Source organism: Pseudomonas sp. RW407 (genome assembly GCF_003176655.1).
Classification (GTDB): Bacteria; Pseudomonadota; Gammaproteobacteria; order Pseudomonadales; family Pseudomonadaceae; genus Pseudomonas; species Pseudomonas delhiensis.
Genome location: NZ_QGSL01000107.1, coordinates 1,878,208 through 1,890,331, shown reverse-complemented (window position 1 = coordinate 1,890,331; position 12,124 = coordinate 1,878,208). Strand labels below are relative to the sequence as shown.

8 protein-coding genes are annotated in these 12,124 nt (G+C 61.2%); 5 read left to right on the top strand and 3 right to left on the bottom strand.

Annotation, left to right across the window (positions count from 1 at the left end; genetic code table 11):
- Positions 1–15 precede the first annotated feature (15 nt).
- From DK254_RS32620 to DK254_RS32600, 5 genes are all read left to right on the top strand, one after another.
- Entirely contained in the window at positions 16–1,068 is a 1,053-nt protein-coding gene (locus DK254_RS32620; RefSeq protein WP_371921193.1) for a haloacid dehalogenase-like hydrolase, read from the top strand.
- Positions 1,069–1,240: 172 nt separating this feature from the next.
- Positions 1,241–4,909 (top strand): RHS repeat protein, encoded by a 3,669-nt coding sequence (locus tag DK254_RS32615; RefSeq protein WP_109937142.1) that lies wholly within the window; start codon positions 1,241–1,243, stop codon positions 4,907–4,909.
- Positions 4,910–4,931: 22 nt separating this feature from the next.
- Complete coding sequence (locus DK254_RS32610) at positions 4,932–5,873, top strand: RHS repeat domain-containing protein (protein ID WP_158546459.1); 942 nt, start codon at positions 4,932–4,934, stop codon at positions 5,871–5,873.
- On the top strand, positions 5,870–6,118 hold the full coding sequence (locus tag DK254_RS32605) for a hypothetical protein (RefSeq protein WP_109937140.1): 249 nt from the start codon (positions 5,870–5,872) through the stop codon (positions 6,116–6,118). The genes DK254_RS32610 and DK254_RS32605 overlap by 4 nt, the downstream gene beginning before the upstream one ends.
- A 481-nt stretch (positions 6,119–6,599) precedes the next feature.
- Positions 6,600–7,775, top strand: coding sequence for an acyltransferase (locus DK254_RS32600; RefSeq protein ID WP_109937139.1), 1,176 nt, complete (start codon positions 6,600–6,602; stop codon positions 7,773–7,775).
- 25 nt (positions 7,776–7,800) lie between these two features.
- Here DK254_RS32600 and DK254_RS32595 read toward each other — a convergent pair whose 3' ends face one another.
- The 3 genes from DK254_RS32595 to htpG form a co-directional block, all read right to left on the bottom strand.
- Positions 7,801–8,613, bottom strand: a complete 813-nt coding sequence (locus DK254_RS32595; RefSeq protein WP_109937138.1) for a redoxin family protein — start codon at positions 8,611–8,613, stop codon at positions 7,801–7,803.
- Between the two features lie 715 nt (positions 8,614–9,328).
- The gene (locus tag DK254_RS32590; RefSeq protein ID WP_109937137.1) at positions 9,329–10,060 is read right to left on the bottom strand and encodes a dienelactone hydrolase family protein; all 732 of its coding nucleotides are present in this window, start codon (positions 10,058–10,060) and stop codon (positions 9,329–9,331) included.
- A gap of 72 nt (positions 10,061–10,132) precedes the next feature.
- Complete coding sequence (htpG, locus tag DK254_RS32585; protein WP_109937136.1) at positions 10,133–12,037, bottom strand: molecular chaperone HtpG; 1,905 nt, start codon at positions 12,035–12,037, stop codon at positions 10,133–10,135.
- Between the last annotated feature and the right edge of the window lie 87 nt (positions 12,038–12,124).

Below are 12,124 nucleotides of genomic sequence, written 5' to 3'. Positions count from 1 at the left end.
CTCGGGGGAAACCAGATGAAACCCATGCGCACCCTGCTCGCCGCGCTGCTGCTCGGCGGCCTGGCCAGCACCGCCTTCGCCGCCACGGAACTGGCGCACTGGCCGGCGCCGGCCGCCAAGCAACTGGACGCGCTGATCGCGGCCAACGCCAACAAGGGCGCCTACGCCGTCTTCGACATGGACAACACCAGCTACCGCTACGACCTGGAAGAGTCGCTGCTGCCCTTCCTGGAAATGAAGGGCGTGCTGACCCGCGAGAAGCTCGACCCGTCGCTGAAGCTGATCCCCTTCAAGGACGTGGGCGGCCACAAGGAAAGCCTGAACAGCTACTACTACCGCCTCTGCGAGGTCGACGACCTGGTCTGCTACCCCTGGGTCGCCCAGGTGTTCTCCGGCTTCACCCTCAAGGAACTCAAGGGCTACGTCGACGAACTGATGGCCTACGGCAAGCCGGTCCCCAGCACCTATTACGAGGGCGACGCGGTCAAGACCATCGAGATCCAGCCGCCCAGGGTCTTCACCGGCCAGCAGGAGCTGTACAACAAGCTGATGGAGAACGGCATCGAGGTCTACGTGATGACCGCCGCCCACGAGGAACTGGTGCGCATGGTCGCCAGCGATCCGAAGTACGGCTACAACGTGAAGCCGGAGAACGTCATCGGCGTCACCACCCTGCTCAAGGACCGCAAGACCGGCGCACTGACCACCGCACGCAAGCAGATCAGCGAAGGCAAGTACGATCCCAAGGCCAACCTGGACCTGGAGATCACCCCCTACCTGTGGACCCCGGCGACCTGGATGGCCGGCAAGCAGGCCGCCATCCTCACCTACATCGACCCGTGGAAGCGCCCCATTCTGGTCGGCGGCGACACCCCCAGCAGCGACGGCTACATGCTGTTCAACGGCACCGCCGAGAACGGCATCCACCTGTGGATAAACCGCAAGGCCAAGTACATGGACCAGCTCGACGGCATGATCAAGAAGAACGCCGAGGCCCAGGCCAGGCTGGGCCAGCCGGTCACCGCGGACAAGAACTGGGTGATAGTGACGCCGGAGCAGATCCAGTGATCGCCGGATACCGCCAGCCAGGTGCATAGGTGAAGTTCTTAAGGATTATCCGTTCGCTGTTGCGGACTTGTCCGATCCTTAACGTGGGAATTTCTCCAGGGCACTGCTTGTAGCTTCACCTGAATGGGACCGGGCGGATTGTCCGCCCGGTCTGCATTTCAGGAGAGCGCCCATGCCCGTCGGTTCGCCAGCCTTTCGCGTCCTGGCCGTGCTCGCCCTGCTCGCGCCGATCGGTTCCCTGGCTGCCAGCGAGGATTTCAACGCTGCAGCGGTCGGCTCGTATCAGGAGCCCGGCTTCAACAGCAACCGGCAGTTCGCCGATGGCGAACAGGTCGACAGCATCGACCCCTTCAGCGGAGCGCTGAAGATAGTGACCAGGGACCTGTTCATTCCGGGCAACGGCGGCCTGGATATCGAGGTGCTGCGTAACTATCAGAGTGTCACCAATTCCCGGGGGCCATACAGCAACGGCCACATCGAGAGGACGCCCTTCGGTACGGGATGGGACCTGCACTTCGGGCGTCTCTGGGTTTCGGATACCTACAATCGTCTTGCCCAGTCCGACAACAATCGCGGCTGCCAGATCGGGCAGGTGGCCTCCAACCTCAATCCCATTCTCGAATTGCCCGATGGTTCGCGGCATGTCCTGGCCAATGGCGATGGCAGCGATCATGCCTTCGTCAGCAAGGCGCGCTGGATCGGCCGCTGCCTTCCCACCAAGCAGAACAAGGGGGATGGCGGTCTGCTGGTGTTCTCCCCCGATGGCCGGAAGTACGTCTTCGACCTCCTTGGCACCGTTTCTCCGGACAAGCAACTGCGCAGCTATTTCGTCACGCGCATCGAAGATGCCGACGGAAATGCCCTCGACTTCAGCTACAACATTTCGAAATCCAACAAACTGGCACGGCATCACCTGCTCAAGCGCATCACGGCGACGGATGGACGCGTGGTCGACTTCAGCTACCACGACGAGAATGGCCCGAGGGCCGTGCTGACGGGCGTTTCCGCCAATGGCGTCAGCATCGGTTACGGCTATGCCGACGCCAACTGGAATGTCGGAGCCAAGCCCCACTACCTGACCAGCGTGAACTACCCCGACGGCACTCGCTGGGCGTATGCCTACAACAATGCGAACTCGTTGGTGGGTACCGTGCCCGGTCGTTTCTCGATGACCGGCATGACCAGTCCGCTCGGCCTGCGTGTCGGTTACGCATACGGCTTCCAGCAGATGGGCGTCGATCCTGCGGAGAAGCTCAACGTCGTACAGCGCAGGACCCTGTCCGGGATATTGGGAACGCAGCCGCGCGACCTCGTCTGGGAGTACCAGTACGTCAAGGGCTTCGCTCCCGGGAACGACCAGACCTTCGAGCGAGGGCCGCTGCAGTGCGTCACCTACGAGCATGTAGGTACCAATACCATCGCCAATGGCGCCTCGGGTGTCGACCAGGGCCTGTGGAAGGTCGGCAGCCTGGTGCGCAAAACCATGGCTGGCCGGGCGGGAGCGGGCTGCGGGCCGACATTGCGTGAGGAGACCTACACCTGGGACCGCCAGGAGATTTCCCCGCAGAAGGAAATGCGCCGCTACAACCTGCTCGTCGAGAACAGGACCCGGGCCCCCGTACTGGTCCAACGCGCCATCACCCAGGACGGCGCCACCTATGTGACCCGTTATACCCACGATGCCTACGGCCAGCCGTTGACCGTGGCCGAGCAGGGGCAGGGCAGCAGGACGACCCAGTTTCGCTATACCCGTCCGGGCGGGCGCTGGATGCTCGGCAAGGTTTCCCACCAATCCATTTCGGGTATTCCCGGCGAGATAGCCAACAGCTATACCGGCAGCGGCCGGCTGGCACAGAAATCGATGTTCGGCGTGGTCACTCGCTATGCCTACAGTGCCGGTGGCGACCTGACCAGCGAGACCGATGCCAATGGCCATGTCACCACGTATGCCGACCACTTCCGGGGAATTCCCAGGCTGACTCGCCAGGCCGATGGCGGGCTGGTCCGGCGTACGGTGAACCCTACCGGCACCCTGGCGTCGCTGACCGATCCATTGGGCCGGGTCAGCAGCTATACCTACGACGCGATGAACCGGGTAACCCGCATCCAGTTGCCGAAAAGCAGCCATACCCGCTACGACATCAACTATGCCTTCGGTCCCACGGGCGTCATGCAGACGGCCGTTCGCGCCGGCTATACGCTGGCCAGGCAATACAACTCCCTGGGCCAGCTCATCGTCCAGATCGAGGCCGGCGGTGCATCGACCATCGAGACTGCTGCCATCTACCGGGCGGATGGCCAGAAGATAAGTCTTTCGCTGCCCGGCTACGGGGGGCTGAATCCCCATGCCCAATATTACGAGTACGACGGCCTCGGGCGGCTCACGCGAGTGCGCCATGCCGATGGCAGCGCCGCCACGACCGCCCATGGCGCAGGCAACGTCCAGACGCAGCGGGACGAGAACGGCAACGCGACTACCAGCCATTACCTGGCCTATGGCGACCCGGACCAACGCGAACGGGTACGCATCGAACAGCCGGGGGGCGTCGTCACCCATGTCGGCCGTGATCCCCTGGGGCGTGTCACCGTGCTCGAACAGGGTGGCCTGCGGCGCACCTATGCCTATGACAGCCGTGGTTTCCTGGTGAGCGAATACAACCCGGAAACCCTGACGACCCAGTATGGGTACGATGCTGTAGGCAACCGTATCAGCCGCAAGGTCGGTGCGGCGGCCACCGACCATTTCATCTACGACGCCATGAACCGCCTGGTGTCTAGCAGCTATGGCGGCGTACAGACGTTCACCCGCAGCTACGATCCGGGCGGCCGGCTGGTGCGCCAGACGTCCTATCAGGGCACTGTCTGGGACTTCGCCTACAACGCCCACGACCAGATCATCCGCGAGACCCTCACCGAGCCCGGCGCATCGCGCGCGCTGACCATGGGGTATGGCTACAACTCGCGGGACCAGTTGCACACCATCACCTACCCCAGTGGCCTTGAGGTCTTCTACAACCCCGATGTGTATGGGCGCCCGACCCAGGTGGGTGCTTTCGCCCATGGCGTCAGCTTCCATGCCAATGGCGCGCTACGTTCGCTGACCTACGCCAACGGCAGGACCCTGAGCATCGGCCAGGACCCCCGGCGCCTGCGCCCGACCGACAGGCGCGTGGGCGGGCTACCGCAGTTCAACGTGCCCATGGCGCTGCGCTATGGCTACGACGCTGCCGGTAACCTGACCCAACTGGTCGACGAGGTGGATGGCCGTCACAGTCAGTCGGTACGCTACGACGGGCTGAACCGCCTCGTGTCCGCCAATGGCGCCTGGGGTGAGGCGAGCTATGGCTATAACGGCCGCGGCGACCTGACCTTCCAGCAGACCGGTGGCGCCCGGATCGACTACAGCTACGACGGCCAGGGGCGCCTTGCCGCGCTCAATGGCTCCCTGAATGTCGGTTTCACCTACAACAATCGAGGCAACGTCACCCAGGGACGGTCGCGCTACACCTATAACGGCGCCAGCCAGATGTTGCTGTACTGCGCCAGCCCGCAATGGGACTGTCCCTCCCCCAGCGAAACCTACCGCTACGACCCGCGCGGTTACCGCAGTGCGACCGCATTCGCCGACGGTACCCAGGTGCTTTCCCTGTATGGCCAGGAGGGGCGGCTGCTGCGCGAGGACTTCCCCGCCGATGGCGGGTTCGTCGAGCACATCTACCTGGCGGATGAGCGGATCGCCTCCCGCATGCAATGCGAGTTCGTCGACGACGACGGCAACGGCGTCTCCAACTGCAAGGAAAAGCGCTACCCGGTGAATGGTCGCCAGGGCACCGTTTTCTGACTATCGGCCAGGGGGAACGATCATGCGTCAATGGATAAAGCTGGCTGGCCTTTGCCTGCTGCTGCTCTGCGGCATGGTTAACGCCAACGAGGTCTTCGTCACCTACTACCACAACGACCATCTGGGCTCGCCGGTGGCTGCCACCGACGAAACCGGAAACCTGCTCTGGCGAGAGCATTACCGGCCCTATGGAGATCGCCAGGACCGCCCCGGCTACCAGGGCTACGGCACGCTCGGTTTCACCGGTCATGCGCAGAACCAGGCCAACGGCCTGGTCTATGCCGGGGCTCGCTATTACGACCCCTTGATAGGGCGATTCCTGTCGGTGGATCCGAAGGAGGCCAGCGAGGAAACACCGGGAAGTTTCAATCGCTATGCCTATTCCCTGAACAATCCCTACGGCTACAGCGATCCGGATGGACGTTGGGTGGCCGCCGCGTTGGGTGTGCTGGATGCTGGATTGACGATCCATGGCATCTATTCCGAGTACCGCAGTGGAGGAGTGGAGGCCGCGCAGGCGGAGGTGGGCAAGGCTGTAGCGGCCCACTTGGTGGGAGGCTTGGCCGGGAATGTGCTCAGGCGGGGGTATATTCTGGCAAAGGGTGGTGAGGCAAAAGGAACACTGGCTGCTATTCAAAACTTCGGCGGTCGTACTGTTAATGACCTTACAGCATCAGCTATGAGTACAGTTAATAAGGAAGGGCTAACTGCGTCTGCTAGGGCACTGACAAAACATGCTGCTGGACAGAGAACCACCGGAACATTTCCGAGGCTTTCTGGTGGAATCGAAAAGCAAAATTCTATCGCTCAGATAGTCGTTGGTGAGATCCTTAATAACCCAAAGTCAACATTTTCTAACCTAAGTCGAGGTGGATTGGAGGTCCGGGCGCCAGATGGAAGGGGGCTGCGCTACAATAGTGATGGATCCTTTTCTGGATTTCTAGATCCCAAGGTACGACCATGAAAATTGAAATTGACAAAGATTTCGAGGTATTAGGGTACAGCGATTGTCGCTATGAGAAGCTGACCATCGAGGTCCAATATAAAGGAGAGCCTGTCGCTCAGATTAATCAAGATATGGGGAGGGATAAGTTAGAGTTAGAAATTTTTGTCGGGCTAGGTAGTTCAAGCCTGAAAGTTCCGTTGTCTGGATTTGTAGATGCTTTGATTCTGGCCAGGGACTCAATTTCGAAAAAAATTGAATGCTGAACGTATTCCAAAAGTATTTGATTGTTGGAATAGGTGCACGTGGAAACCCAACTGTGGAATTTGGACGGTCAGTAGGTGTTGACGGAAGAGTTGGTCCAGCTGTTACAAGAGGATAAAGGTTGGCTAGTGATATTTTTTCGGATCGTAATGCTCGGTGAGATAAATCAAGATATAAGAGATATAGTTGTTGGATGTAGTGGTAATGGTGAGTTATTGATCCGCTATTTTCTTGATCGTAAATTAATTTATTTTGATCGATAAGTTTAATATAGATCACCTAAATACAGTCGAACCTAAACGGGATTTTACTCCCCTTTGTAGTTTTGTTTACTCTCGGCGGGAGAGGGTCTAAGTTGCAAGGTTAATCGGATCTAAACTTGGCGTTCAAGCCAGGCTTGGTGATTCTGTTAGTCGTGAGCTGCTTGCAGGGGCTGGAAGTTTTCAGATTTTATATTTTTAGACTTTGTGAGAATTTTACAGTTTGGAAAAAAGAGATAGCTCCCTCCAGTCATTCGACTATCTGCTCATTCTGCGAGGGGCTTGCGCCTTTGCAGTGGTGTTGAGACATTATCCGTTTGAGTTCTATACGGCTCTTGGTACCTCCCACCTGGAGTGGCTGTTGCGACCCTTCGGCTACATACCGGTTCTTGTTTTTTTCTGCTTGAGTGGGTTTCTGATTACCCAGAACTTTATACTCGGTCGTTATGAGCCGGGTTCTATTTTAGGTGTTTGGGGGTACTACAGAAATAGAGCGTTGAGAGTGTTGCCGTTGTATTATTTTTCTATTCTCGCCTGTGTCTTGATCTATTGGCCCGAGTCATTCTATCGCTGGGATGAGGTTCTGGCTTTGTTTGGGTTCGTTGGTGCATATAAGATTGATGGTGGCATAATTTTCAATCATGTTTACTGGAGCCTTCCTGTCGAGGTGGCTTTCTTTGTCCTGGCGCCAGTCTTGTTCTTTTCCATGCGTTGGCTCTGCTTGAGCCTTGGTGTGCTTGGAGCCTTGCTCTTCATTATTCTTGCATACTTTATATACAGCGCAATTGTATTCTGGGATATTCCTTATGACGATGGCTTTGTAATGAGTCGCGCGATATGGAACCGACTGGCTCACCATGATGTGATTTACAATTTCGAAGTGTTTCTTCTGGGCGGGATTGCGGCCTTTTATGTCAATGGTCAATCTCGGAGAGGTACTGTGCGTGGCCAATTGTTTTTCAAGGTTTCACTGGCATCGTTGATTCTGCTGATGTTCGCGAGAACTGGAATTGTAGGAGATGCTCTGTTTCAGAAAGGCAAGGTTGATGCCTTCACTCTCTACCTTCTCTTGCCATTGCTTGGATTCTGGTTCCTGGGCTTTACGATGCTTTACGCCAAGCCGCAGCTTATCCGCGTGTCGCGGATTGGTTTGTTATTCCGACGGGCTCTTGAGGCACTAGGGCATTGGTCATATGGAGTTTATCTCTTTCATATGCCGATTCTTTCCATCGTCGAGAAATTCGATATCCTCTCCGGTAGTGCATACCAGAACTCTGTCATGAGTTTCCTGGCGTTGATTTGCGTAATTGCCTTTTCGGCGATGACTTATCGTTTAATAGAAAAGCCTGTAATGAGGTTCAGGATGCGCTCCGGTCATTTGGTATCGAGTTCGGCGTGAGTTTGGTCGGTTATCACGCCCCGGCTCAGCGCCGGGGCTCGGCCAACTGCTGCAGGCCATGCTCCAGGCTGGCAGCGGACAACTCGCCCATGTGGCTGTGGCGCAGCCGGCCGTCGGCGGCGTAGAAGAACGTGGTCGGCATGCCGTAGGCGCCGGTGGCCTGGCCGAACTGGTTGCCGCTGTCGAGCAGGACTTCCCGGGGCTTCAGGTGCTGGCTGGCGAGGAAGCCGGCCACGGCCTCGGCCGACTCGCCCTGGTTGGCCAGCACGAAGCGTACGTCCGGGCGCGCCTGCTGGGCGGCTTCCAGCACCGGCATCTCGCGCCGGCAGGGTGGGCACCAGGTGGCCCAGAGGTTGACCACCAACGGGCGGCCGTCCAACTGGCCGAGATTCACCGGCCGGCCTTGAAGGTCGCTCAGCGCCAGGGCCGGCAGTCGCTGGCCGCGGTCCAGGGCGGAGACCAGCGCGGTGCCGCCGCCCCAGACGCAGACGCCTGTCACCAGGGCGATGGCCAGCGGCCGGCGCAGGCCGTCGTTGCGCCAGGCCAGCCAGGTGCCGAGCAATGCCGCGGCGAGTGCGCCCGGCCAGGCCAGGAAGCCGCCGTCGCGGATGTCCAGCACGCCCCAGGGCGCCGCCGCGTATTGCCCTGCGTAGCGCGCGACGAAGGCCAGGCGCGCCACCAGCAGGCCGGCCAGGAGCATGGCGAACAGCGCCCCCTCGGGGTTGCCGCCACGCCTGCGCCCGGCCAGCCAGCCGCCCAGCAGTGCGGCGAGGAAGCCCAGGTAGAGCAGGGCCTGGGGCATGGGAATGGCGAGCGGGCCGAGGATCAGGCTGGTCATGGCGGTCTCCGGGAGGCGGGTCGCGAGTATCGCAGTCCCGCGCTGCCGGGCGTGAGCGGTGCTGTGGATAAATGTTTCGACCCCATATTGCCCCGAGGCACGGCGTTCCCCCGTAGGAGCGGACTTCGTCCGCGATAGCCGGAGGTTCCGGCGCGGTTCGCGGATGAGATCCGCTCCTACGCCGCCCACCCACGCCATTCCCCTGTAGGAGCGCGCCCTGCGCGCGAAATCGCGGGCAGGGCCCGCTCCTACAGGGTGGTGTCGTCCGGCTCCCGCAGGGCGGAATACCCATGCCGGACGTCTCGCGCGGCCGGGGACCAATCGCGGACGGAGTCCGCTCCTACGACCGTGCCACCGGATGGTTCCGCGTGGCGGAGGCAGTCGACCGTAGGGCGAATAGCCGTTCGCGGTTATCTGCCGTTGGCCGTGCCATCGGGGTGTCCGGCGTGGCGGGTGAATCCAATCGCGGACAAAGTCCGCTCCTACAGGGAAATGCCACACCTTCCGGCAACCTGTAGGAGCGAGCTTGCTCGCGAACGGACTTCGCAGCGGGGTTTGTTCGCGAGCAAGCTCGCTCCTACGAAGAGCATTTCGGCGCGGGCCGCAAGACAGTTGCTCCTACGTCCGTGCTTCCTGAAACCGTAGGAGCGGACTCTGTCCGCGATTTGGCGGATAACGCCGTAGGCGTTATGCGCCCTACCAACTATACCAGCGCTTATTCGCCGAACTTCTCGTCCAGCAGGTCGTACATCGCCTGGAACGCCCGGCGGGCCACCTTGGCGTCGTACTGCATCTTGCCCGGGATCTGCGCCTGCGGGTCGGTGAAGGAGTGCGCCGCGCCGCCGTAGCTGGTCAGGGCCCAGTCCACGCCGGCGTCGTTCATTTCCCTGGCGAAGTCGGCCAGTTGCTCGCGCGGCACCAGCGGGTCGATGGCGCCGTCGAGGACCAGCACCGAGCCCTTGATGTTCTTCGCATCCGCCGGGTTGGGCGAATCCAGGGTGCCGTGGAAGGACACCGCCGCGGCCAGCGGCGCGCCGTCGCGGGCCAGGTCCAGGGCGCAGCAGCCGCCGAAGCAGAAGCCGAAGGCGGCCAGCCTGGCGCTGTCGAGCGGTGCCTTGCCGGCCTGGGCCTGCAGTGCCTTGAAGGCCCCCTGCATGCGGCGGCGCAGGGCAGCGCGGTCGTTCTTCAGCGGCATCATGGCGGCGCCGGCCTGTTCCGGGCCGTCGGGGCGCACGTCCTTGCCGTAGAGGTCGGCCACCAGCACCACGTAGCCGTGACCGGCGACCTGGCGGGCGATGTCCAGCGCGCCCTGGCTGACACCCAGCCAATTGGGCGCCATCAGCAGGCCGGGGCGCTGCACGGTGCTGGAGGCGTCGAAGACGAGCTGACCTTCGAAGGACACGCCGTCGACTTCATAAGCGACGGGTTGGACGCTGATCTGACTCATGGGTGACTTCCTTCAGTGGGAGTAGGAAAAGCACAAAGCCCGCGTAGGCGGGCTTTGTGTGAGGTTACCGGCTCAGGCGGAAAGTTCCACCAGCAGCTTGTTCAGCCGGCGCACGTAGGCGGCCGGGTCCTTGAGACTGTCGCCGGCGGCCAGGGCGGCCTGGTCGAAGAGGATGTGCGCCAGTTCGCCGAAGCGGTCCTCGTCCGGCTCCGCATCCAGTTTCTCGATCAGCGGGTGGGCCGGGTTGAACTCGAAGATCGGCTTCGATTCCGGCACCTTCTGCCCGCTGGCCTCGAGGATCTGGCGCATCTGCAGGCCGAGGTCGGCCTCGCCGATGGCGAGGATCGCCGGCGAGTCGGTCAGGCGGTGCGACACGCGCACTTCGGCGACTTCCTCGCCGAGGGCGGCCTTCAGGCGCTCCACCAGGCCCTCTTTGGCCTTGGCCACTTCCTCCTGGGCCTTCTTGTCCTCTTCCGAGTCCAGGCTGCCCAGGTCCAGGTCGCCGCGGGCGACGTCGACGAAGGCCTTGCCGTCGAAGTCCGACAGGTAGCTCATCAGCCACTCGTCGATGCGGTCGGTGAGCAGCAGGACCTCGATGCCTTTCTTGCGGAAGACTTCCAGGTGCGGGCTGTTCTTCACCTGCGCGTAGCTCTCGCCGGTGAGGTAGTAGATCTTGTCCTGGCCTTCCTTCACCCGGCCCAGGTAGTCGGCCAGCGACACGCTCTGCTCGCCGGATTCGTCGCTGGTGGACGAGAAGCGCAGCAGGCCGGCGATCTTCTCCTTGTTGGCGAAGTCTTCCGCCGGACCTTCCTTGAGCACCTGGCCGAAGTTCTTCCAGAAGCCCTTGTAGGCCTCGGCGTCGTTGCTCGCCAGCTTCTCCAGCATGTCCAGCACGCGCTTGGTCAGCGCCGACTTCATCGAGTCGATCACCGGGCCGGACTGGAGGATCTCGCGGGAAACGTTCAGCGACAGGTCGTTGGAGTCGACCACGCCCTTGATGAAGCGCAGGTACAGCGGCAGGAACTGCTCGGCCTGGTCCATGATGAACACGCGCTGCACGTACAGCTTCAGGCCGCGCGGGGCTTCGCGGTGGTACAGGTCGAACGGGGCGCGACCGGGCACGTAGAGCAGCGAGGTGTATTCCAGCTTGCCTTCGACCTTGTTGTGGCTCCAGCTCAGCGGGTTCTCGAAGTCGTGGGCAATGTGCTTGTAGAACTCCTGGTATTCCTCGTCCTTGATCTCGGTGCGCGGACGGGTCCACAGGGCGCTGGCGCGGTTGACCACTTCCCATTCCGGCTCGGCCGGCTTGTCCTTCTCTTCGCCGTGGAATTCCTTCGGCAGCTCGATGGGCAGGGCGATGTGGTCGGAGTACTTCTTGATGACGTTGCGCAGGCGCCAGCCATCGGCGAACTCGTCTTCGCCATCCTTCAGGTGCAGGACGATACGGGTGCCGCGCTCGGCCTTGTCGACGGTGGCGACTTCGAACTCGCCCTCGCCTTTCGACGACCAGTGCACGCCCTCGCTGGCCGGGGCGCCGGCGCGACGGCTGAACACGTCGACCTTGTCGGCGACGATGAAGGCGCTGTAGAAGCCCACGCCGAACTGGCCGATCAGGTGCGAATCCTTCTTCTGGTCGCCCGACAGGTTCTTCAGGAAGTCGGCGGTGCCGGACTTGGCGATGGTGCCCAGGTGCGCGATCACTTCCTCGCGGCTCATGCCGATGCCGTTGTCTTCGAGGGTGACGGTCCTGGCGTCCTTGTCGAAGCTGACGCGGATCTTCAGTTCGGCGCCGCCTTCGAGCAGTTCCGGCTTGGCCAGGGCCTCGAAGCGCAGCTTGTCGGCCGCGTCGGAGGCGTTGGAAATCAGTTCGCGGAGGAAGATTTCCTTGTTCGAATACAGGGAATGGATCATCAGGTGAAGCAGTTGCTTCACTTCGGTCTGAAAGCCCAGGGTCTCTTTCTGCGTCTCCACGCTCATAGGTTCTCGCTCCGAGGATGACAAAAGCCGCAGCGGGCGGCGGATGTCAGCGAGATGGGGGCTTCCTGAAGCTTTTCAAGGGTTTGC

What these genes read in the sequence shown, in the direction of transcription:
- DK254_RS32590 (WP_109937137.1), bottom strand. Translation starts at nt 10,060, where the DNA reads ATGAGTCAGATCAGCGTCCAACCCGTCGCTTATGAAGTCGACGGCGTG.
- DK254_RS32620 (WP_371921193.1), top strand. Translation starts at nt 16, where the DNA reads ATGAAACCCATGCGCACCCTGCTCGCCGCGCTGCTGCTCGGCGGCCTG.
- DK254_RS32615 (WP_109937142.1), top strand. Translation starts at nt 1,241, where the DNA reads ATGCCCGTCGGTTCGCCAGCCTTTCGCGTCCTGGCCGTGCTCGCCCTG.
- htpG (WP_109937136.1), bottom strand. Translation starts at nt 12,037, where the DNA reads ATGAGCGTGGAGACGCAGAAAGAGACCCTGGGCTTTCAGACCGAAGTG.
- DK254_RS32610 (WP_158546459.1), top strand. Translation starts at nt 4,932, where the DNA reads ATGCGTCAATGGATAAAGCTGGCTGGCCTTTGCCTGCTGCTGCTCTGC.
- DK254_RS32605 (WP_109937140.1), top strand. Translation starts at nt 5,870, where the DNA reads ATGAAAATTGAAATTGACAAAGATTTCGAGGTATTAGGGTACAGCGAT.
- DK254_RS32595 (WP_109937138.1), bottom strand. Translation starts at nt 8,613, where the DNA reads ATGACCAGCCTGATCCTCGGCCCGCTCGCCATTCCCATGCCCCAGGCC.